Genomic DNA, 22,590 nt, shown 5'->3' on the forward strand with positions numbered 1-22,590 from the left:
AACCAGCAAACAATCGAATTTAACGCTAAAACGAATCCGTAATAAAATGACAATTCCTGCACAATTTGACGCTAAAACCATTGAAGATAAGTGGTATGACTACTGGATGAAAAATAATTATTTCCATTCCAAGCCAGATCACAGAACACCATATACCATCGTAATTCCACCTCCTAATGTTACTGGCGTTTTGCACATGGGACACATGTTGAACAATACGATTCAGGATGTATTAATCAGAAGAGCACGTCTTAAGGGTTTCAATGCTTGTTGGGTTCCTGGGACAGACCATGCTTCTATAGCTACTGAAGCTAAAGTTGTAGCCAAATTAAAAGCAGAAGGAATTAACAAAAATGATTTAACACGCGAAGAGTTTTTGGCTCACGCTTGGGAATGGACTGACAAATATGGCGGTGTAATTTTAGACCAATTAAAAAAATTGGGTGCTTCCTGTGATTGGGAAAGAACCAAATTTACAATGGACCCTGACATGTCAGCTTCGGTAATTCGTTCTTTTGTGGATTTATATAACAAAGGATTGATTTATAGAGGATACAGAATGGTAAATTGGGATCCTGAAGCAAAAACTACTTTGTCTGACGAAGAAGTAATTTACGAAGAACAACAAGGAAAATTATATTTTCTAAAATATAAAATCGAAGGAAGTGAAGATTTCCTGACGATTGCTACAACACGTCCGGAAACTATTTTTGGGGATACTGCAATTTGTGTTAATCCAAAAGACCAACGTTTCGCTTCTTTGAAGGGCAAAAAAGCGATTGTGCCTATTTGCGGACGAGTAATTCCAATTATTGAAGATGAATATGTTGATATAGAATTTGGAACCGGATGTTTGAAAGTGACGCCGGCCCATGATATGAACGACAAAGCGCTAGGGGAGAAGCATAATCTTGAAATTATTGATATTTTCAACGAAGATGCGACTTTGAATAGTTTTGGATTGCATTATAAAGGAAAAGATCGTTTTGTAGTCCGTGAGGAAATTGCCAAAGAATTAGAAACCATCGGAGCTTTAGTAAAAACAGAAACGCATCTTAATAAAGTAGGAACTTCAGAAAGAACCAAAGCAGTTATCGAACCCCGTTTATCTGACCAATGGTTTCTTAAAATGGAGGATTTAGTAAAACCTGCGATTAAAGCAGTTTTGGTAGATGGCGAAGTTAAATTGCATCCAAAACGTTTTGACAATACGTACAGACACTGGTTGGAGAATATTCGCGACTGGAATATTTCCCGTCAATTGTGGTGGGGACAACAAATTCCTGCGTATTTCTATGGAGATGGAAAAGAAGATTTTGTAGTTGCTGAATCTAAAGAAGAAGCGTTAGTATTGGCAAAGGCCAAAACTTCAAATGCGCAACTTCAACTTTCTGATTTAAGACAAGATGTTGATGCTTTAGATACTTGGTTTTCTTCGTGGCTTTGGCCAATGTCCGTTTTTGGCGGAATTATGGATCCTGAGAGTGAAGATTTTAAATATTATTATCCAACGAATGATTTGGTAACGGGCCCGGATATTTTGTTTTTCTGGGTAGCGAGAATGATTATTGCAGGTTATGAATATACAGGAAAAAAACCATTTACAAATGTATATTTGACTGGTTTGGTTCGGGACAAGCAAAGACGCAAGATGTCTAAATCATTAGGAAATTCACCTGATCCTTTGGATTTAATCGAAAAGTTTGGAGCTGATGGTGTTCGTGTGGGATTACTTTTGAGCGCTTCTGCAGGGAATGATATCATGTTTGATGAAGAATTGTGCAATCAAGGAAAAGCGTTTACCAATAAAATTTGGAATGCCTTCAAATTAATAAAAGGATGGGAAGTTTCAGATACTATTGCGCAACCTGAATCGTCAAAAGTAGCGATTGAATGGTATGAAGCCAAGTTGCAGCAAACCCTTCTGGAAATTGAAGATAATTTTGAAAAATATAGAATTTCAGATGCCTTGATGGGAATCTACAAATTAGTTTGGGATGATTTTTGTTCTTGGTTTCTTGAAATGATAAAGCCGGCGTACCAAAAGCCAATCGATAGTTTGACGTTTGCGAAAGCGATAGAAATGCTTGAAAATAACATGAAATTATTACATCCGTTCATGCCATTTTTAACAGAGGAAATTTGGCAAATTCTTGCTGTTAGAACTACCGAAGAGGCTTTAATCGTTTCAACTTGGCCAGAAATGAAGCCTTTTAATGCAGGTTTAATTGCTGATTTCGAAAATACAATTGAAGTGATTTCTGGGATAAGAACGATTCGTAAAGACAAAAATATTCCTTTCAAAGACACGATTGAATTGAAAATTGTGGACAATGATAAGGTTTCAACTTATTTTGATTCCGTAGTGACTAAACTTGGAAATATTACTTCATTAGAATATGTTTCCGATAAAGTTGATGGTGCTTTGTCTTTTCGTGTAAAATCGAATGAGTATTTCATTCCAATCAGCGGAAATATAAACGTTGAGGAAGAAATTGAAAAACTTACTCTTGAATTGGTGTATGTGCAAGGTTTTCTTAAATCAGTTCAAAACAAGCTAGCGAACGAAAAATTTGTGGCTGGTGCACCGGAGAAAGTTTTGGCAAACGAAAAACAAAAAGAAGCGGATGCTTTGTCTAAAATTGAAACTATCCAACACAGTTTGGCTGGATTGAAATAAAGATTAGATTTTTTAAGAATTATAAAAATCCCAGTCACCCAATGAACTGCCCCCAAAAAGTTAAACACTATCTGGGGGCATTTCATATGTGTTTTATTTTTTTTATTAAAAGGCAGTATTACCTGCATGCTTTATGGATGGTACCTTAAATGGAAAAGTTAACATTGTCTCCTGATTTAATTTATAATCCAGCTTTTATTTTTTCTATTACCGCACTATATTCGACTTCAGATAGCATAGTTTTTTGTGGATTCATTTCAAAAACACTTCCAAAACCGTATCCATCTTTATATTTTGGGACAATATGCATGTGTAAATGCGATAAGGTATCACTGTAAGCTCCGTAGTTGATTTTAGTTGGATTAAATGCTATTGCAATTGCTTTTCCTACAGTCGCCACATCGCGCATGAATGCATTGCGCTGTTCGTCGCTCAATTCATAGAATTCAATGCCATGGTTATTATAAACTACATTGCAGCGGCCCAAGTAAGACTGTTCTTTAAAGAGAAATAATTGAGACACTTCTAAATCACAGATTTTAATCATTAGATTATGTAATGTTTCATTGTCTTGACAATACAGACATTCTGAAATTGGTGTTGGCATAATAGTTTATATAAGTAATTATTGGATGCTTCAAAATTAATGAAATAATCATTTAAAATTAAACGTGTAAAAATGTTTCTTGTGATAAGAGGAGAAGCACAGGCTATTTCCTCAAAAAAAACAGTATCAGATATTGTTGTAATTGAATTATACTATTTTATCGACGAACGTCACTGCTATTGTGTTTTAAAGAGTATATTGTCCTTTAATCGATTTTTGTGTATTTACTCAAATATTGTTAATATGTTTGGAAAGTAATTGTGAAATACTACATAAATAACGAAATGAAAAGAATATTTAGTCCGGCTTATACACAAGATTATGCTGAAGGATATAGAATTGGTTTAAACCCATTTCAGCAATTTAGAAGTGCAGAATACAATGATGCTTTTAGCACTGGATTTAATTCCGGAAGATCGGATTATGAGCGAATGAACGGAAATATTCGGGATGGAATTCCCCAACGTATTGTTAGTGATAAAGTTTTGGAAGATTTTCTTATCTCCGGGTTACTTGGCTTACCTATAGATGCCGATGGGTATACTTCGTATCAGATGAATATGATAGAGAAATGGTATCAAAGTGGTATTGAGAAATATGATCCTAATCAAAATGTCAGTCTTTTAGAACTACTTGAAAAGAACGGAATTCAAATAAATTAAGTGCCTTAGTGTCTGTTTTTGGAGATAACTCCAAAGAAAGAAAAAGTGCCACGCATTTTAGGTTTAATTTTTATTATATTTTTCAATACTGATTACAGTCAAAATTCCGATAACATAGGCAAGCAAATCAATCCAGGAAAAAGAATTTCCCAGAAGTGCTTTAGCGATCTCTGAATTCTGCAAGCCTAACTTTCCTATTGCATTAAAAGATTGCGTGATTTCGATAGCGAATGAAAACAGCAAAACAATAAATGCGACAATCCAAACCGACAAGTTTAGAAACGATTTTAGAAAGCAATAGATTAAAATTACGACTAAAAAATCACCAACATAGGGTCGTACAAATTTGTCATGCACAAATAAGGCTATTAAGATTTCTATGAGAAAAAGCAAAATTGTAATGGCAAAATATTTTTGGTTGAATTTTAGCATATTGATTGTTAAAGGTTTCGTGCAACACTCGCTTTTCTGTAACCGTGGTAAAGTTCATTGCTTGTGCGTTATAAATCCATCATCATAAGGTCTATCTTGGCGAATAACTCACCCACGCCCAGCACTGCCCATATAATAAAAATAGACATGATGATTTTTAATACTGTAGGGATTGAGAAACCTGTCCTTTTCTTGAAAACGGTATTTACCGGAGGAAAATAAACGAAAGATAGAAGAAGTAAAAAAACTCCAAAACCTGGATCGTTCCCCCAAAACATATTCAATACTCCAGTTGCAAAAACAGTAATTCCAAATATCCAACTGATTATATTCCAAGGATTTGATTTCTTATTCATAGTTACTCTAGTTATGTATTAAAGTTTTAGATATTTTTAAACTTTTTGTGTCGGGGCAATCTTGCGGTTAGATGGAAAGCAGCATCATTTCCTCGCAATATCCAAAAGTACTTTGCATTTCAAAGTTAATACATTATTTTCTATTTCTAAGCGTTTGACAAAATAATTTAAAAAGCAGGCTTAGGCGAAGTAAGTTGTTTTTATAATGACATTTGAAAAGTACAAAATCTACTCGATTGAGTTTATTCTTTTTTGTTGCTACGATTTAGAAATAAAAAGGCGGGATAGGATAGTACTGTAATAATTAGAATGATTGCAAAGTTTTTCTTGTCGCTATAAGCAAAACCGATCAGTAGGGCTATGGTCGCTGCAATCACAAATAGTGTTGACCATGGATATCCCCAGGAGCGATAGGGTCGGGGTAAATTAGGTTCTTTATTTCTTAATTTTATCAGCGAGAAATAGGCTAGTCCCCAAACAATAACTGACATGAAGGTTCCAAATGAAAATAACACCTCAAATGAGCCTATAATGATCAGTAATAAACTAAACGACGAGGAGACTAAAAGTGCCACTATTGGAGTACCCCCCTTATTTATAGCGGTTCCTTTGTCAATAAAAAAACCATCACGACTCAATCCGAATAATATTCGTGCTGGGATCATCATATAGGCATTTAAAATACTAATTAAAGAAAAAATAGCAATAACGGTTACTATGACTGCGCCATTATTTCCAAAAACTACTTTAGCAACGTCCGCAGCCGCCAGAGGTGCATTTGCCAAAGAAGCTACTGGTAACACATGAAAAAATGCCATATTTATTAATACATATAGTAATATGACAATTACAGCTCCAGTATATAATGATTTAGGAATGTTTTTACTTGGATTTTTATCTTCTTCTGCAAAAAAACAAACAGAGTACCAACCGTCATAAGTACCAATTATTAGTTGAAGAGATTTGAAAAATCCGAATATAACTCCCATTTCAAGTAAAGGAGCGTCTCTTTCAAAAGAATTTATTTTTACACCCGAATACATAAAACAGGCAACAATCAGTGCCATAAAGAAAACTACTTTAATAATGCTTGTCAGTTGTTGTATAAAACTGCCGTTTTTTACACCGCTCACATGTAGAAGGGTAAATGCAATTAAAAATGCAATGGCTATACTTGTAGAATGACTTTCCAGATCTGGAAATAAAATAAGACTATATTCACTGATAACGATACAATAAAAAGCAGGTGGAATTGCATTTGTGATGTAATCAAACCAACCCGATATAAATCCGGCATAATCTCCAAAAGCTCTTTTTATATAGTTATAAGATCCGCCGGCTTTTGGTAGCATGGTAGCTAATTCTGCATAAGAATTTGCACCAATTAAAATATAAATTCCTCCAAAAAACCAACAAGCAATTATAAGCCAATAATTATCTAACATGCCCGCAATCGCACCGGGAGTGCGCAAAATTCCAACACCAATTGTACCTCCAATTAATACCGCAATACCAAAACTCAGGCCTAAACTTTTTTTTAATTGGTTGTTTTTTGGATTTTTCATAGTGATTTATTTCGGCGTCACTTTTTTGTTTCGGCGTGATTTTTTAACTGAAACGGTCCTGAAAATGAATTACATTGAATATGTTGAAATAGTGAAACAAAGCAATGGTTCTGTCAAATATAGTTAAAATGGGCTTTGTTTTTAAAACAAAAAACCTCGACTATTTCTAGAGGGCACTGAAAAACATCCCTTGTTTTTGATTAGTGTCGTTTTTTAGACAAAAAAAAACGCTTATAAAAGGATTTTAAAGATCCGTTATAAGCGTTTTTGTTTTTACAACTGTTTTTTATTGTATGCTGTATCAGTCGATTTTTGACTTATATAGGTTGATTCTGGATACTGTTCATATAGGTTGCGATTTCCTACATTAATTTCAGTATTCTTTTTAAGTTAACCGTAAAAATGGCTATTGCACCTTGCATTTGCATATTGGTAATGCCATACGATAAAGCTCTATCATAACCATGTACATTTTTTAACTCGCTATTTTTGGCTTCTATTTTGTATCGGTGTTTTGCTTTTTCTCTATAGTAGCCAGTTTCTTGAAAAGCAATTTGTTCTTGATGTAATTCTGATTTTATCGATACTGAATATGTTTTTGTCTTTGACCCTTCTTTATAACAACCCTCTTTTAAAGGACAAGACTTACATTTTTCTACATCAAAATAATAGGTTTGTTTTTGATTCTTTCCAATATTTTTTTTGCCATTTAGAGCCTTTCGTATAGCCATATGACCTGCAGGGCAAACAAACCTATCGGCATCTTTATTGTAATCAAATTTATCATCGTCTTTTCTAGCCCCTTGTGTTATGGTAGAATTTAGACGCGCTACTACTTTAATGTTTTGCTCACTTGTGAGTTTAAGATTTTCTTTTCCTGAATAGGCTGCATCGCCAATAATTGTATCAACATCAATTCCATTTTCTTGACTAATTTCTAAAAGTTTAGGCAATTCTGGCCCATCGCCTTTTTCGCCTGATGTTACAACAGCTGCTGTAATGATGCGCTCTTCGGTCATAGCTAGGTGAGTCTTATAGCCAAAAAATGAACTGTCAGCGGATTTATGACCCGTTTTAGCATCTGTATCTTTTGACAACGTAAAATTTTCCTGAGTATCTTCTATTGTTTCTTTAAGCAAGTTTAATTTTTCTTTTACAGCAGGGATAGAACTTAAAGCTTGTTCTTTTTCAATTACTCTCTCCAACTCTTTACAATAGGTCAATTCTTTTTCCAATTCATCGGAGTTGTTCTTCTCTGGCATACGCTCTTTCCATTGGTCATCAAATAAATAAACCGTTTTTCGTAGCAGTTTGGAACGTTCTCTTAACACTTCAATTGCCCGAAAACGGATTTGATCTCGATAAAGTATGTGTGGCATCAACTATAATAGACCTAGAGCGAATGATGCCCTTTTCAACGGCTATAGTTACTGTTTTACCAATTAATAGATTTAATAAGTCGGTGTCTTTCAAACGTAGTTTTCTAAATTTTGTCAACGAACTAGGATTTATAACATCTTCCTCTGGTGCCATTTCCAAAAAATATTTAAAGGACATATCAAAACGGGAACGCTCCACTACATCAACATCTGAAACAGTATAAATTGTTTTTAGAAGTAAATACTTGAACATACGCACAGGGCTTTCTGCTGTGCGACCATTATTTGTACAGTATTTATTTAGCAACTCATCGTAGATAAATGAAAAATCGATCAAATCATTGATTTTCCTTAGCAAATTATCCTGGGGAACGATTAAATCGTATAACGAAGAATATGGACTGAACTGAATTTTTTGTTGTTGAACTAACATCTAAAAAGCCTTATGATTACAGCTAAATATACGAAAAAAGGAGCAGAAAAACCATGATTTTCTACTCCTTTTTATTAACAATTAATTCTTAAAAAGACTTTTTCAGTGCCCTCTATTTCTAGAAGAGGTTTGTTGTTTTTTTTGGGTATGTCTTATCCGAATAAAATCAAAAAGAGTAGTGGAAATAAAACTCCGGCGACTGCCAGTTTCCAGCCTCTGTTTTTCCAACTGAATTTTCCGGCTTTTATCATTATCGTTCCTGTCAAAGCAATTATGATTAGACTTATCGCAAAAATATCAGAATAATAGATCCAGAAATTAGAAGTGTTTTTATGCAAGCTCATGGATTGACTAATGATAGGGGTTTTGATGAAAGAAACGATTTCACCTTTTCCGGTTTTCATATCAATTTCAATGTCATGTTTTTCAAAAGAAATTTTAAAAGTTCCTTTTTTTACCATATGACGTCTCATTTTATCATCGACACCTAGTTTTTTTCCTAGATCTTCAGCAAATTTTTCGTTGATTTCGCTTTCTTCGGGCAATTGTACTTCAATAGCTTTTGTTTCAGTGGTATATTTATCAGGATGCCAAAATTCTCTGTGGTTCATCATAAGCCCTGAGAAGGCAAAAGAAACAATTAATCCGATATAGAAATAGCCTAAATCGCGGTGTAAATTTCTAAAGTTGATTTTTTTCATGTTAAGGAAAATTATAGTTTATTAAAAAATAATAAGACTCAATTTTAAATAAAAGGTTTAATTAGAATTTATATTTTAAACTCGTCATTAACTGGCGTGGCGCAATTGGATTTACACTGTAATTCTCATGTACCGTATAATTCAACTCATTAGTAATATTGGATAACTTACATAGAATTGAAAATTGTTTCCAATTATATCCTACTGACAAATCAATTGTTGTATATCCTTCAAGTGGAATTTCTCTGTCAAAAATTCCGTTAGGTAAAGATGCGTCTATTTGATTATTCCAACCACCAACTCTTTTTCCAATATAGTTCCCCAGAGCCCCAAGAGAGACTCCTTTTAAAGCTCCTGATGGCAAAGTGTAAAAAAAGCTTAAATTAGCTGTATTTGCTGGTGTTCTTGCTAGACGATCTCCTTCTATAAAGCTTCCTTTTAAACCTGAGGTTTTGGTGTAGCGCATGTCGTTATAACTATATCCTGCGATAATATTAAACCCTTCAATAGGTTTTGCAATAATGTCAAATTCTACTCCTTTACTGGTTGTTTCTCCGCTCAAGACTTTTATAGTAGTATCCGTATTGCTTGAACCATCGGATTTAAATTCAGCGGTTTGCGCTAAATTACTATTTGTAATTTGGTATACAGTAATGTTTGTACTTAAAATTCCGCTCCAAAAATCCTTTTTCACTCCAACTTCGTACTGATCAATAATAGAAGGCTCAATCGCTTTTAAATCAACTGTTGTTCCTGAATTTGGTGTAAAAGAGTTTGAGTAGCTGGCAAATAAAGACATATCTTTTGTGGGTTGAAATACAAATCCTAATTTTGGAGTGAAAGCAAGATCTTTACGTTTTCCTGCTTCTGCAACTGTATTTTTAATCAAGTCATGCGTGTTAACTTGTGCTTCCTGCCAAGACCAACGCAATCCTGCCAAAACCTTAAATTTTTCTGTTAATGAAATTAAGTCTTGTGCATAGATTCCAAAACGGTTAGTATCTGTTTTTACGATTCTGGTATTAGTTCCGTTAGGTATCGCTCCGCCTTGGTCAAAATTTTCGAAATCAAAAATGTTACCACTTCCATATGTAGTTGGGCTAAAGGTAAAAGTATAGGCTTGTGCAAATGAGTTTTCAAAATCAACACCTGTAAATAATTGGTGTTTTATTTTTCCTGTTGAAAAACTTCCTTGTAAACTAAGTTGCTCACCAATGATTTGCTCTAGGTTTTTGTTTTGTCCAAGAGGTCTGCTCCAGTCACCATTTTGAGATGGTTGAACACGTTCGGTTCCTTTTGAAGTTCTGCTGTAATTTTGAAAAGAAGAATTGAAATCCAGTTTCCAGTTTTTATTAAAATTATGGCTTACTAATCCAGAAACCGTTGCTTGTTTGGTTTGTCCATTTGACCAGGTAGCACCTAAATAGAGACTGCGAGGAAGATCAACGATTTCTTTTCCAATGATTCCAGTTCCAAAATCTGGAGTCCAATCATCTTTTAAATAATCCCCTTGTAATAGAATTTCTGTTTTATCACTAGCTTTAAAAAGAACCGATGGATTAATATAATAACGTTCTTTGGTTACATTGTCTCTGAAACTTTCAGAGTTTTCATAAGATCCTGTAAATCGGTAGGCAATAATATTGTTTAATGGACCATAGATATCAATAGATGGTTTGTAAAAAGAATAACTTCCCATTTGCATTGATATTTCTCCTCCTTTTTGGAAAGAAGGTGATTTGGTTACCATGTTCAATATTCCTCCCGGAGCAACATTTCCGTATAATAAAGCAGCACTTCCTTTTAGTACTTCTACTTTTTCTAAAGAAGAAACTTCTGGGATAGAACCACTGTTAAAACGAAAACCATTTTTAAACATATTATTTGCAGACATGTCATATCCTCTCGAGAAAAAAGATTCTTGTGCTCCACCACGTGCTGAACCCACGTAAACGCCATTTATATTTTTGATAACATCGCTTAGTCTAATCGCTTGTTGTTGTTCAATAACTTCGGCTCCTATTATTTGTATGCTTTGAGGAATATCCATAGGTTTTAAACCTGATCGCACTGCTGATACTGGTTTTTTATGTTGATTTTGAGTTACAATTATTTCCTTAAGAGTTCCTCCTTTTTTATTCTTTATAGTATCTGAATCAGTATTGAATACTTCAATCGTATTCGTGTTTTCTGCTGTACTTGCAGTTTCTTGCGCAAAGCCGCTCATACTAGCTAATAAGGTGAAAGCGGATATTAAAATACTTCTCATAATTGTTTATTTGGAATAATTAAAAATAACGATGCAAATATAGAATCTGATTTCTATTTAACAAAATTTATTTAGATTAAATATGAATAATAATTTAAATATTTTATTAATTACTTGTGAAGCAGTGTTTTAAAAATTATTTTTTTTATTATTTATTTTTTAAAATTGAGATAGGAAATGAAATGTTAAATTTTAGGGTTTGATTTTCGGTTTCTTCCCCACCAAACATAGAATCCGGATATTGGAAGACTCGCAATAAGTAAACTAGTCAGGAATGCAAATATTTTCCCTGGTAAACCTACTATTGCTCCTGTATGAATGTCATAGTTCATTTTAATAAGGTTATCGGCAATCTTATCGTCTTTTTGTCTGCCCCATAAATGGGAGACATTCATTTCTTTAAGGCTGTATTGATCAAAATACCGATAGTCAATTTTCCAATAGGTTCCTTTGTCTGAATTGGCATTGGCAGCTATTGGAGAAGCAGCTGTTTCGGGTGGATGAATTTCAATTGATTCCGCTTGAGGGTATTCTTTTTGCATTTGTTGCCAAATTCTATCCAATTTTACTATTGTATCAGTTGCTGTTTTTTGGTTTATTTTCGAAAGAGGCTCTTCATATAGTAATGATTTTTCACCACCGGATACTTTATAATAAGAGTCAGCAAACCATTGAAATCCCCATACTAAACCAGTAATGGCGAAAATGATTCCAATTATTAGGACGTAAAAACCGGTGATATTATGTAAGTCATAATTTTTTCTTTTCCACTTTGTGGTCTTTTTCCATTTGAACCAAAAGCGTTGTTTTGCGGCATTTTTATTTTTGGGATACCATAGAATCAATCCAGAAACTAGTAAGACTAAAAAAATTAATGTAGCAACGGAAACTACCACTTGACCAATTTCATGGGGAAGCCATAAATTGAAATGTCCGTCTAGTATAAAAGGAAAAAATCCTTCCTCATTGTTTACTGTTTTCAAAACTTTTCCTGTATAAGGGTTTATAAAGACGGTATAGTAATACGTGGGTTCATAATGATAAAATTCAGCTTCTGCAGCATCATTTTTTTCGTTGTATTTTAAAGCATGCAGCAGTTTATCAGGAAGTTCTTTTTTAGCAATTACAGCTAATTTTGAAGGAGGTAAAAACGCATCGTCCTGTTCTTTTACAAAACGATACTTTTCAGTGCTATTTTGGATTTCTTCCTGAAAAGCATATAAACAGCCCGTTATGGCAATTATAAAAACAATTATACCCGATGATAAACCAAGCCATAGGTGTATTTTTCCTATTAGTTTTTTGAAATTATTATTTTTCATTAAAAATGGATAAAACTCCCCACCGAAATGAGGAGTTTAGTTAAACAAAACTAACTAACTCTAAAATTTATATGCTACAGACAAGCGCATGTTGGTGCCGGCCTCTGCTTGCCAGTAATACATATCGCTATAGCTATAATATCCTCCAGAATACAAGTATTTGTTCAGGATATTATTGACAACAAGGTTGACTGCTATTTTGTTTTTTTGGTAAGTGACACCTCCGTCCAATCGGAAATAGTCGGGAAGCATTCCGCTATTATCAGGCGAAATATACCATGGTGCTCTTTTTACCTGGTATTGGTATCCCAGTGAAAAACCAACTCCATTTAGTGTCCCTCTGTCTATTTTATAATTCAACCAGGCATTTTGGATATGTCTTGTAGTTCCTGCTACTTGAGTTCCCACAAGCGATGCATCAGTGTCTTTGGTTGTTTTTCCTTCCGTAAAGGCGTAGTTAACAATAATATCTAAATTCTTGAAAATTTCTCCTCTAAGGTCTACCTCAAACCCTTTTGTTTTTTGTTGTCCACTTTCTCTACTAAATTGTTGTGTTCCAGAGGAATGTTCAGGATCTAATGTTAGTACATTGTTTTTGGTAATTTGATAAACGGAAACAACTGAATTCCATTTTCCGTTTAACCAGTCTCTTTTTAAACCAAATTCTATGTTTCCCCCAGTTTCAGGTTTAAAAGATTTGCCTTGCCAGTTCGCACCGTAGTTCTCATTAAACGATTGATCATTTACAAAATAGGCAGCTGTGTTTTTATCAATAGAATAACTCAAACCTACTCTTGGTGTAAATTTTTCGTTTTTGGTTCCCCCAGAGTAAACATTATAAGCTTTAAGTATGGTATATCTTCCTGCCAATGTTAATCTAAGTTTGTTATCCAAGAAACCCAATTCGTCTTGCACGTATAGCGCTTTGTAACTGTTTTGGTATTTCACACCCCTGTCTTCTAGACTTTTACTTCTGTCAAAAGTAGGAGAAGCGGCTAGTGTTCCGTGTACCGGATTGTAAATGTCTAAATCAGGCATAGTAAAATATTGTGACCAGTCATGAAAAAATGTTTTATCACTTAAATCCAATCCCGATAGTATTTTGTGGGTAACTGATCCTGTTTTAGCTTCACCATTTACAAAAGCCTGTCCAACATATATTTTTCCTAAAATATCCCAATTTCCACCAGCACGTTTAAGTATGGCATCATTAGTTGGGTCAAAGCCAGTTGGCCATAATGACATTCCTTCTTGTTGGTAATTAAGATAAGATGTTTGAGCAGTAAACTTCCATTTGTCACTTATTTTATGATCTAAAATGGCAAGAATATTTCTTTCTGTCATTTTTGTAGGATCTAAGTTACCTTCTGATGTAGAGAAACTTCTAGGTAAGTCAGCATATCCTCTGTGCGAAAAAAGATAATTGGCGCCAACGGCATTTACTTTAGAAAATTGCTGTGTGTATTCCAGTGTTATTGCTGTTTTGTCGGTAGCCAAATATTTAAGAACGGGAGCAAATGTGTAGCGATCATTAAAATCAAAATCCCGGTAACTTTGTTTCTTTTCTCCCATTACGTTAATGCGATACAATAATTTTCCGTTTTTGGTCAATTTTCCATCAAAATCCAATGTACCTCTATACCTGTCAAAACTTCCGAGCGTTAAACTCGCTTCGCCTTTGGTGCGTCCGCTTGGTTTTTTGGTAACAACATTATAAAAACCGCTTGGGTTACCGTTTGCGAGCATAAATCCGGCAGGACCTTTGACAAATTCGATACGTTCAACCATACTCATATCCTCCGTAAGCGGCCCCCAAGTAGAACTTATATTCATTCCGTTTCTAAAGGCGGCTACTTGACTGCCTCTCATCGTAATATTGGCATAATTATCCCAATGTTCCACTCTTGTAGCGCCACTCACATTGCGGGTGACACCTTCAAGCATATCAAAAATTTGTTGATCGTTTATCAGTTTCCCTGTTATAACTTGTATGTTTTGAGGAATCTCAATAATGGGAGATTGCAAACGAAGCGAAGAAGAAACACGATTCGTTTTGAAAGCGCTTTTGTTACTCAAAACTACCACTTGATTCAACTCATTGTTTGATAAGGTAAGTTGTAATGCTACGGCAGTAACTTCTCCTGTAGTAATTTTTACTTCTTGTTCCAGGTCATTATACCCAACTAAAGTAACTTTTAGGACATGAACTCCTTCGGATATGTTTTTTAGCACAAAAGCACCGTTGTTATCCGCAATAGTATTTTTGTTTGCACCTTTTATAGAAACTGAAACCCCTTCGGCAGGTTTGTTGTCGCTAGTCAAAATGGTGCCTTTTAAGCTGCCGTTGTTTTGGGCCAAAGCAGTGGTAGTAGAAAGTAGCAATAGACATGTGATGAAAATAAATTGAAGTATTCGATGTTTTAAATATTTCATGATTAGAAATTAAATTAATTAAAGCTTATTTAGAATAAATAAGAATAAGACAAAAATAAAATTTAATTTTTATTTAACAAGAATTATTTAGACTAATTAAAAGTAATATTTTAACAAGTTGATTTGTATTATTTTAGGTATAAAAAAAACCTTGCTTTTTTGAAGCAAGGTTTTGATTTGAGTATGGAATATTGAATTTCTACTTCGTTTTTTTCATCGAAAATTGTTCTGAACTTGGTTTTCCTTGTTGGATTCCCGAAATTTTAGCAACCAAACTGTCAGGAGTAATTTGAGTGTAAGTGATTTTTTGAGGGTAATCGTGTTTTGGATTTTCAAAAACCAGTTGTTTCTCGGTTGAAGCTGTCAATTTAAAAGAAACTGGTTTGTCATTATTTTGTCCTTGTACAGTTGCGGTATAAGTCAGTTCTTCTCCTTTTTGCTGCAATGTTATAGATTCAAAGTGTAGGGTATCTTTTTCTTTTATAAAGTAAGACTGTGCCTGAAAAGTACTGTCATTTACTTTTTTCCAAGTTTCGGAAAGATTTCCATCAGCCGAATTGTTTTCCCAGTTTCCCAATAACCAATTTGTCGCTTTGATTTTTTCGTTTTTATTTGAATCTGATTTTTTACAAGAAACAATTGCTAACAGAAGCAGTAAAAGAATCGTTTTTTGAAACATATGTGTAAATATTTGATGTTATTTTGAATAAGCTAAAGTATAAAAAAATAGAATAGTGTGCCTTTTTAGTTTTGGAATATCCAGAAGCGATTGTTATCGAGTAATGAAATATCAATTTTATTTAGTTTTAAAATTTAAAAATTGCGATGAATAGTCTTAGATACTTTCTTTCAAAATAGTATGAACCAATTCTTTGGTAGGTTTTTGGTCTTTTAACTTAACTCTAACCACATCAAATGTAACTTTAAAATCGCAGCCCAATTTATAATTGCTGCAACCATAAGCAGTGTTTCCCTTAATAACCGTTCCTTTTTTACATTTTGGACAGGCTAAGAGATCCGATGTTGCTTTCGCAGCTATTTTCTTAGGTTCTAATTTAAGTTTGAAATTTTCATCAAAGCGAAGCAAACCTTCCACTGTTCCGGCATCGGTTTTAAATTCTTTTAAATTTACTGTGGATCCTTTTTGTAGTAATCTCAAGTATTGGTTCTCTGATATTTTTTTTTCTGCAAAAGTAAAGGGCAATACAAAATTACAACCCGCTTTATAATCACCGCAACCATAAGCCGATTTTCCTTTTACAAGCATAGCTTTTTTGCATTTCGGACATGCTTCAGCCAAAATTCCTGCCGCTTTTTTTTTCTCCACGGTGGCTTCTTGTTTTTGGATACTTCCTGTATGCGAAATATTGGCGCGAGTGGTTTCACTTCGTACTTCATATACCAAGGCTTCTACCATACGTTTCATGTTATTAATAAACGCACCGGCCGTAAACATTCCTTTTTCAATATCTTTCAACTGCTTTTCCCAGGAACCCGTAAGTTCGGCCGACTTTACTAAATCATTTTGTATGGTGTCAATAAGCTGAATCCCCGTTGGCGTTGGTAATACCTGTTTTTTATTTCGAACAATGTATTGGCGTTTAAAAAGAGTTTCAATAATATTGGCTCGTGTTGATGGACGTCCAATGCCATTTTCTTTCATCAATTCACGTAAATCTTCATCATCGACCTGTTTGCCTGCGGTTTCCATGGCACGTAATAAAGTTGCTTCCGTAAATTGATTGGGTGGTTTGGTTTCCTTTTCTAAAAATGAGGGTTCATGTGGTCCTTTTTCGCCTACAACAAAACGCGGTAATATATCGGCTTCTTTTTCTTTTGCATTGGGGTCTTCAAAAACAACGCGCCATCCTTTTTTTAAGATTTCTTTTCCTGTGGTTTTGAAGGCTACATCGGCTGCTTTTCCAATTACAGTGGTATTGGCTACCAAACAATCGTCGTAAAAAACGGCAATAAATCGTTTTACAATAATATCATACACCAGTTGCTGGTTGTACTGCAAATTGGTTTGTATGCCCGTTGGAATAATCGCATGGTGATCCGTTACTTTTTTATCGTTGAAAACTTTAGTCGATTTTTTAATCTTTTTTTCTAAAAGAGGTTGCGCCAACGCGGCGTAGTTGGTTAACTTTTGCAGTATACCGGGCACTTTTGGATAGATATCGTTTGGTAAAAAAGTGGTATCGACTCTAGGATAGGTGACTACTTTTTGTTCGTACAAGGTTTGAACAATTTTAAGTGTTTCGTCTGCCGAAAATCCAAACTTTGTATTGCAATATACTTGCAAGCCTGTTAAATCAAATAGCTTAGGGGCAAATTCATTGCCATTCTTTTTTTCAATAGAAACAATTTCAAAATCACTTTCCTTGACTTTATTTGCCAAAATTTCGCCGTCTTCTTTTTTCAAAAAGCGTCCTTCCTCATAACTAAAAAGCGTCTCTCTATATAAGGTTTGCAACTCCCAATACGGTTGCGGTTTAAAATTCTCAATTTCTTTAAATCGGTCAACGACCATAGCCAGTGTAGGAGTTTGCACCCGACCAATTGACAATACTTGTTTGTAACCGCCATGTTTTACGGTGTACAAACGGGTAGCATTCATCCCTAATAACCAGTCGCCAATGGCTCTGGAAAATCCCGCGTAGTATAAATTATCGTAGTTACTGGATGGTTTTAAGTTTTCAAAACCCTCTTTGATGGCTTCGGTGGTTAAGGATGAAATCCATAATCGTTTTACTTCTCCTTTATAATTGGCTTCATTCATTACCCAGCGCTGAATGAGTTCTCCTTCTTGCCCCGCATCCCCGCAGTTTATGACAAGATCGGCTTTGTCAAATAAACTTTTTATAATTTTAAATTGCTTTTGGATACCTGAATTTTCTACTACTTTGGTTTCAAATTTTTCGGGAAGCATGGGCAGGTTATTCAAATCCCAGCTTTTCCAATGAGGTTTGTAATCGTTCGGTTCTTTTAAGGTGCATAAATGCCCAAAGGTGTAGGTTACGGCGTAACCGTTGCCCTCGTAATACCCATCGTGTTTGGTATTGGCTCCTAAAACGGATGCGATTTCGCGTGCTACACTTGGTTTCTCGGCAATACAGACTTTCATTTTTTCCTACTGATTTTAAAGCCGCAAATTAGGAATTTAGAAGTTGGTATTAAATAGAAATCTTTAGGAGTTATGAACGGGTATCGAGTTAATAATTGCGAGGAACGAGTTGTTAACTTTAGTTAATGCAATCATGGCAGTATACTATTAGCGGGGAACTAAGCAATCCCTCCGTTTGCAATACTGCGCTAATGATAACGTATAGTAGAGCAATCTGGTGTTTTTTCTAGTAGTGGCATAGCGAACAACGGAAGCTTTCTTTCCTGTCTATTAAAAGGGTTTGAAGCGAAGAATCTTGCAAGGGATGATAGGAAGAGCATCTAAAAATTGTTTAAAGTTTAAAGTTTTTACGCAGGAAAGTTATAGACTTGGCTATAGACTTCATAACTTGGTTTTTAAAATAATTTTGGATTACATTGGGGTTTGTGGAAATAGCAAAAAGGGAATATTGCAAACTGAATACTTTTTTGTATTTTTGCACTCCAAATAAAGGAATAAGAAAATGTTAGATAGACTTCAAATAGTAAAACAACGTTTCGATGAGATTTCGGATTTAATCATTCAGCCGGATGTTATCTCTGATCAGAAGCGTTATGTGCAATTGAATCAAGAGTACAAAAGTTTAAAAGCTTTGGCTGAAAAACGTGATGAGTACGTGCTTTTGATGGCAAATATAGAAGAAGCAAACGAAATAATAGCGGATAATAGTGATGCAGATATGACCGAAATGGCCAAAATGCAACTTGACGAAGCGAAAGAAAGGTTACCGGAATTAGAGGAAGAAATCAAATTTATGTTGATTCCTAAAGATCCGGAAGATGCTAAAAATGTGATGGTGGAGATCCGTGCCGGAACGGGTGGAGATGAAGCGAGTATTTTTGCAGGAGATTTGTTCCGTATGTACACAAAGTATTGTGAAAATAGAGGTTGGAGAACTTCGGTTGTGGATATGAATGAAGGAACTTCTGGTGGATTCAAAGAGGTGATTTTTGAAGTTACCGGTGAAGATGTTTACGGAACTTTGAAATTTGAAGCAGGTGTTCATCGCGTGCAACGTGTGCCACAAACAGAAACGCAAGGGCGTGTTCACACATCGGCAGCAACTGTCATGGTGCTTCCGGAAGCAGAAGAGTTTGATGTTCAAATTGATATGAACGATGTGCGTGTCGATTTTTTCTGTTCTTCAGGACCAGGTGGACAATCTGTAAATACAACCAAATCAGCAGTTCGTTTGACACACATTCCAACAGGATTAGTGGCGCAATGTCAGGATCAAAAATCACAACATAAAAATAAAGACAAGGCATTTGGAGTTTTGCGTTCCCGTTTATACGAACAGGAATTGGCTAAAAAACAAGCTGAGGATGCTACAAAACGTACGTCTCAAGTAAGTTCTGGTGACCGTTCGGCAAAAATCCGTACCTATAATTATGCACAGGGTCGTGTAACAGATCACCGTGTTGGTTTGACTTTGTATGATTTAGGAAATATCATGAATGGTGACATTCAGAAAATTGTTGATGAGCTAGCGTTAGTCAACAACATGGAAAAATTGAAAGAAGCAAGCGAAGTTTTTTAAAGAAAATAGGTGCAAGAATAAAGAGAAAATACCATACTAAATTATTTAGCATGGTATTTTTTTTAATAGTTTTTTACTGTTTTCGACTTTGAAATACAATAAACAGATTAAATCGTTGTAAACTTTGCGAAAAACTTTGTAAACTTTACGGTTAAATACACAACAATGACTACACAACAACTTATAGACCAAATCAGAATCAAGAAATCGTTCCTAGCTGTAGGACTGGATGTTGATTTGAATAAAATTCCACAGCATTTATTAGAACTGGAAGATCCTATTTTCGAATTCAATAAAGCTATAATTGATGCGACATATGATTTAGCGGTAGCTTACAAACCAAATACTGCTTTTTATGAAGCATACGGAATAAAAGGGTGGATGTCGTTGCAGAAAACAATCAATTACATCAACGAGAAGTATCCTGAAATTTTCACAATTGCTGATGCAAAACGAGGCGATATTGGAAATACTTCTTCAATGTATGCCAAAGCTTTTTTTGAAGATTTAAATTTTGACAGTGTTACTGTTGCTCCCTATATGGGCAAAGATTCAGTGGAACCTTTTCTGGCTTTCGAAAATAAGCATACCATTATGCTGGCTTTGACTTCAAATGAAGGAGCCTTCGATTTCCAGACTTTAAACACAGACGGCAAAGAATTGTACAAACAAGTATTAGAAACGTCTAAGAGTTGGAAAAACAGCGAAAATCTAATGTATGTTGTAGGCGCCACAAAGGCAGAATATTTTACTGAAATTCGTAAAATCGTTCCTGACAGTTTCTTGCTGGTTCCCGGAGTCGGAGCACAAGGAGGAAGCCTGTCCGAAGTTTGTAAATACGGTATGAATGCTAATGTAGGATTACTGATTAATTCTTCGAGAGCCATTATTTATGCGTCAAATGGAACTGATTTTGTTGAAAAAGCAAGAGCCGAAGCTTTGAAAATGCAACAGGAGATGGAAGCAATTCTAAGTTAATGATTGTTTAAAATAGTTAAGCATATAACATGAAAATTCTAACGGATCAACTTGGAACTTTCCATTCTTTTGAAACTTCTCCCAAGCGCATTATTTCACTTGTTCCATCACAAACGGAATTATTATATGATTTAGGTTTGGAAGACAGAATTATTGGCATTACTAAATTCTGCGTGCATCCATATCATTTTAAATCAACAAAGAAAATTGTTGGTGGAACCAAAAAAGTGCATTTTGAGAAAATCAAATTGTTACAACCGGATATTATCATCTGTAATAAAGAGGAAAATACACGAGAAATTGTTGATGAATTGCGTAAAATCTGCCCAGTTTGGGTGACGAATATCATTACAATTGAAGATAATTTTAAAATGATTACCGATTTTGGTCAGCTTTTCAATTGCAGAACCGAAGCACAGAAATGGAACGATAAATTGGATTTTGCGCTAAGGGATTTTAAAAATTTCATCAAAGATAAACCGCTCAAAAAAGTTGCTTATTTCATTTGGAAAGATCCTTTTATGGTAGCTGGTTCCGATAATTTTATTAATGAATTACTGAAACTAAATCATTTTGAGAATATATATCAGGACAAAGGGCGTTATCCGGAAATTGAACTTAAAAAAATGCGTTTAGAAGGCGATCCGGATTTGGTTTTTCTTTCTTCAGAGCCTTTTCCTTTCAAGGAAGAGGATGCTTTTGAAATAGGACGTTTTACCCATCATGCAAAAACTATTTTTGTTGATGGTGAAATGTTTTCCTGGTACGGAAGCCGATTACTAAAAGCTTTTGAATATTTTAAAAAAATACATCAAAAATTATAGCTCACATTCCTCCAGCACTAATTCTTCTTTAGTTATAGAAGTTGATTCAGAGGTGTCATTTTCAATGTTGAAATTTAGTTCTGAGAATATTTGGTATTCTCTTTTAAGCTTTTCTATTTCACTTTTCTCTTTCAATAATCCAGTCATCGGTGTAAATTTTTTGCAAATTTACGTTTTACAATTGTTAAATTAGCATTATTATATGTTAAGATTGAGATTTAAAATTAAAGTCATATTTTTACAAAAAAAAGAAGTGATTAATTATACCATTTACGAAAATAAAAACAGCAATCAATGGGTGACCTTTGTGCATGGTGCTGGCGGAAGTTCGTCTATCTGGTTCAAGCAAATACGTGATTTTAAAAAACAATATAATATATTGTTACTGGATTTGCGTGGGCATGGGGAATCAAAACCTACTTTGAAAACGGCCTTCAAACAAAAATATACGTTTTCGGCTTTAGCCAATGATATTCTTGAAGTTTTAGACTTTCTTAAAATAAAAAAATCACATTTTGTTGGTATTTCATTAGGTACTATTTTGATCAGACAATTGGCAGAAATGTATCCGGAACGTGTGCAAAGCATGATTCTTGGTGGTGCAATACTAAAAATGAATTTCCGTTCTCAAGTATTAATGCGATTAGGAAATATGTTTAAATATGTATTGCCTTATTTGGTCCTGTATAAATTTTTTGCATTTGTCATTATGCCTAAAAAAAGCCATAAGCAATCTCGTGTGCTTTTTATTAATGAGGCTAAAAAACTATACCAAAAAGAGTTCATAAAATGGTTTAAACTAACTGCCGAAATAAATCCAGTTCTCAAATGGTTTCGTCAGGTTGAATTGAATATTCCAACCCTTTATGTTATGGGTGAAGAGGATTATATGTTTTTACCTTCAGTTCGAAAAGTAGTTGAAAATCATTACAGATCTTCTAAATTATTTGTAATAGAAAAATGCGGACATGTTGTAAATGTGGAGCAGCCTAATGCATTCAATGATGCAGTTCTTTCTTTTATAAATACTGCTAAATAAAAAATGCCTGCATTAAAAATGCAGGCAATTCTTTAACTAACCAAAACCAAAATAATAAATAACCAGTTTATTACTCTGCAAAGATCATATATAAGCGAGCGTTTTGCTGTTAAGATTTTGTTATTACTTTGTTGTATATAAGTTAAGTTTTTTAACTTTATTCTTTAATTGTCGGTAAGCGACTCTGGTCCAGAATTTACTTTA

Annotated in this window: 17 protein-coding genes and 1 pseudogene; 6 read left to right on the forward strand and 12 right to left on the reverse strand. The window is 34.4% G+C overall.

Annotated features, from left to right (window positions below; translation table 11 throughout):
• Positions 1–46: 46 nt before the first annotated feature.
• A complete protein-coding gene (locus tag ACNQGN_RS13155; protein WP_417988293.1) occupies positions 47–2,680 on the forward strand; it encodes a valine--tRNA ligase in 2,634 nt (877 codons plus the stop codon).
• A 181-nt stretch (positions 2,681–2,861) separates the two neighbouring features.
• Here ACNQGN_RS13155 and ACNQGN_RS13160 read toward each other — a convergent pair whose 3' ends face one another.
• Positions 2,862–3,287: an HIT family protein gene (locus tag ACNQGN_RS13160; RefSeq protein ID WP_417988294.1), complete on the reverse strand. Its 426-nt coding sequence runs from the start codon at positions 3,285–3,287 to the stop codon at positions 2,862–2,864.
• A gap of 284 nt (positions 3,288–3,571) precedes the next feature.
• On the opposite strand from ACNQGN_RS13160, the gene ACNQGN_RS13165 reads away from it, so the two are divergent.
• Positions 3,572–3,949: a hypothetical protein gene (locus ACNQGN_RS13165; protein ID WP_417988295.1), complete on the forward strand. Its 378-nt coding sequence runs from the start codon at positions 3,572–3,574 to the stop codon at positions 3,947–3,949.
• A gap of 63 nt (positions 3,950–4,012) precedes the next feature.
• Here ACNQGN_RS13165 and ACNQGN_RS13170 read toward each other — a convergent pair whose 3' ends face one another.
• The 10 genes and pseudogenes from ACNQGN_RS13170 to ACNQGN_RS13215 form a co-directional block, all read right to left on the reverse strand.
• A complete protein-coding gene (locus ACNQGN_RS13170) occupies positions 4,013–4,381 on the reverse strand; it encodes a ribosomal maturation YjgA family protein (RefSeq protein WP_417988296.1) in 369 nt (122 codons plus the stop codon).
• Positions 4,382–4,449: 68 nt separating this feature from the next.
• Positions 4,450–4,737, reverse strand: a complete 288-nt coding sequence (locus tag ACNQGN_RS13175; RefSeq protein ID WP_417988297.1) for a hypothetical protein — start codon at positions 4,735–4,737, stop codon at positions 4,450–4,452.
• A gap of 242 nt (positions 4,738–4,979) precedes the next feature.
• Positions 4,980–6,302 carry an APC family permease gene (locus ACNQGN_RS13180; RefSeq protein ID WP_417988298.1) on the reverse strand — a complete coding sequence of 441 codons (1,323 nt, stop codon included), beginning with the start codon at positions 6,300–6,302 and terminating at the stop codon, positions 4,980–4,982.
• A gap of 362 nt (positions 6,303–6,664) precedes the next feature.
• A pseudogene (locus tag ACNQGN_RS13185) lies at positions 6,665–8,114 on the reverse strand (IS1182 family transposase).
• Between the two features lie 152 nt (positions 8,115–8,266).
• Entirely contained in the window at positions 8,267–8,815 is a 549-nt protein-coding gene (locus tag ACNQGN_RS13190; protein WP_417988299.1) for a PepSY-associated TM helix domain-containing protein, read from the reverse strand.
• A 61-nt stretch (positions 8,816–8,876) separates the two neighbouring features.
• Positions 8,877–11,084 carry a TonB-dependent siderophore receptor gene (locus ACNQGN_RS13195; RefSeq protein WP_417988300.1) on the reverse strand — a complete coding sequence of 736 codons (2,208 nt, stop codon included), beginning with the start codon at positions 11,082–11,084 and terminating at the stop codon, positions 8,877–8,879.
• A 185-nt stretch (positions 11,085–11,269) separates the two neighbouring features.
• Positions 11,270–12,406 carry a PepSY-associated TM helix domain-containing protein gene (locus ACNQGN_RS13200; protein ID WP_417988301.1) on the reverse strand — a complete coding sequence of 379 codons (1,137 nt, stop codon included), beginning with the start codon at positions 12,404–12,406 and terminating at the stop codon, positions 11,270–11,272.
• Positions 12,407–12,466: 60 nt separating this feature from the next.
• Positions 12,467–14,839 (reverse strand): TonB-dependent siderophore receptor, encoded by a 2,373-nt coding sequence (locus tag ACNQGN_RS13205; protein WP_417988302.1) that lies wholly within the window; start codon positions 14,837–14,839, stop codon positions 12,467–12,469.
• 199 nt (positions 14,840–15,038) lie between these two features.
• Positions 15,039–15,518, reverse strand: coding sequence for a DUF6265 family protein (locus ACNQGN_RS13210; protein WP_417988303.1), 480 nt, complete (start codon positions 15,516–15,518; stop codon positions 15,039–15,041).
• A gap of 156 nt (positions 15,519–15,674) precedes the next feature.
• Positions 15,675–17,966: a type IA DNA topoisomerase gene (locus tag ACNQGN_RS13215; RefSeq protein ID WP_417988304.1), complete on the reverse strand. Its 2,292-nt coding sequence runs from the start codon at positions 17,964–17,966 to the stop codon at positions 15,675–15,677.
• 502 nt (positions 17,967–18,468) lie between these two features.
• Here ACNQGN_RS13215 and prfA point away from each other — a divergent pair.
• The 3 genes from prfA (at position 18,469) to ACNQGN_RS13230 (ending at position 21,347) form a co-directional block, all read left to right on the forward strand.
• The gene (gene prfA, locus ACNQGN_RS13220) at positions 18,469–19,545 is read left to right on the forward strand and encodes a peptide chain release factor 1 (protein WP_417988305.1); all 1,077 of its coding nucleotides are present in this window, start codon (positions 18,469–18,471) and stop codon (positions 19,543–19,545) included.
• A 165-nt stretch (positions 19,546–19,710) separates the two neighbouring features.
• On the forward strand, positions 19,711–20,523 hold the full coding sequence (gene pyrF / locus ACNQGN_RS13225) for an orotidine-5'-phosphate decarboxylase (protein WP_417988306.1): 813 nt from the start codon (positions 19,711–19,713) through the stop codon (positions 20,521–20,523).
• Positions 20,524–20,552: 29 nt separating this feature from the next.
• Positions 20,553–21,347, forward strand: coding sequence for an ABC transporter substrate-binding protein (locus ACNQGN_RS13230; protein ID WP_417988307.1), 795 nt, complete (start codon positions 20,553–20,555; stop codon positions 21,345–21,347).
• Here ACNQGN_RS13230 and ACNQGN_RS13235 read toward each other — a convergent pair.
• Positions 21,342–21,494, reverse strand: coding sequence for a hypothetical protein (locus ACNQGN_RS13235; RefSeq protein WP_417988308.1), 153 nt, complete (start codon positions 21,492–21,494; stop codon positions 21,342–21,344). The two genes, ACNQGN_RS13230 and ACNQGN_RS13235, sit on opposite strands and share 6 nt — an antisense overlap.
• Positions 21,495–21,600: 106 nt before the next feature.
• On the opposite strand from ACNQGN_RS13235, the gene ACNQGN_RS13240 reads away from it, so the two are divergent.
• Complete coding sequence (locus ACNQGN_RS13240) at positions 21,601–22,386, forward strand: alpha/beta fold hydrolase (protein ID WP_417988309.1); 786 nt, start codon at positions 21,601–21,603, stop codon at positions 22,384–22,386.
• The last annotated feature ends 204 nt before the right edge of the window (positions 22,387–22,590 follow it).

Origin of the sequence: Flavobacterium rhamnosi, assembly GCF_048286515.1 — a bacterium.
Lineage (GTDB): Bacteria > Bacteroidota > Bacteroidia > Flavobacteriales > Flavobacteriaceae > Flavobacterium.

Bases quoted from the DNA above. Each gene is read 5' to 3' on its own strand.
- ACNQGN_RS13155 (WP_417988293.1), top strand. From the start codon at position 47: ATGACAATTCCTGCACAATTTGACGCTAAAACCATTGAAGATAAGTGG.
- ACNQGN_RS13160 (WP_417988294.1), bottom strand. From the start codon at position 3,287: ATGCCAACACCAATTTCAGAATGTCTGTATTGTCAAGACAATGAAACA.
- ACNQGN_RS13165 (WP_417988295.1), top strand. From the start codon at position 3,572: ATGAAAAGAATATTTAGTCCGGCTTATACACAAGATTATGCTGAAGGA.
- ACNQGN_RS13170 (WP_417988296.1), bottom strand. From the start codon at position 4,381: ATGCTAAAATTCAACCAAAAATATTTTGCCATTACAATTTTGCTTTTT.
- ACNQGN_RS13175 (WP_417988297.1), bottom strand. From the start codon at position 4,737: ATGAATAAGAAATCAAATCCTTGGAATATAATCAGTTGGATATTTGGA.
- ACNQGN_RS13180 (WP_417988298.1), bottom strand. From the start codon at position 6,302: ATGAAAAATCCAAAAAACAACCAATTAAAAAAAAGTTTAGGCCTGAGT.
- ACNQGN_RS13190 (WP_417988299.1), bottom strand. From the start codon at position 8,815: ATGAAAAAAATCAACTTTAGAAATTTACACCGCGATTTAGGCTATTTC.
- ACNQGN_RS13195 (WP_417988300.1), bottom strand. From the start codon at position 11,084: ATGAGAAGTATTTTAATATCCGCTTTCACCTTATTAGCTAGTATGAGC.
- ACNQGN_RS13200 (WP_417988301.1), bottom strand. From the start codon at position 12,406: ATGAAAAATAATAATTTCAAAAAACTAATAGGAAAAATACACCTATGG.
- ACNQGN_RS13205 (WP_417988302.1), bottom strand. From the start codon at position 14,839: ATGAAATATTTAAAACATCGAATACTTCAATTTATTTTCATCACATGT.
- ACNQGN_RS13210 (WP_417988303.1), bottom strand. From the start codon at position 15,518: ATGTTTCAAAAAACGATTCTTTTACTGCTTCTGTTAGCAATTGTTTCT.
- ACNQGN_RS13215 (WP_417988304.1), bottom strand. From the start codon at position 17,966: ATGAAAGTCTGTATTGCCGAGAAACCAAGTGTAGCACGCGAAATCGCA.
- prfA (WP_417988305.1), top strand. From the start codon at position 18,469: ATGTTAGATAGACTTCAAATAGTAAAACAACGTTTCGATGAGATTTCG.
- pyrF (WP_417988306.1), top strand. From the start codon at position 19,711: ATGACTACACAACAACTTATAGACCAAATCAGAATCAAGAAATCGTTC.
- ACNQGN_RS13230 (WP_417988307.1), top strand. From the start codon at position 20,553: ATGAAAATTCTAACGGATCAACTTGGAACTTTCCATTCTTTTGAAACT.
- ACNQGN_RS13235 (WP_417988308.1), bottom strand. From the start codon at position 21,494: ATGACTGGATTATTGAAAGAGAAAAGTGAAATAGAAAAGCTTAAAAGA.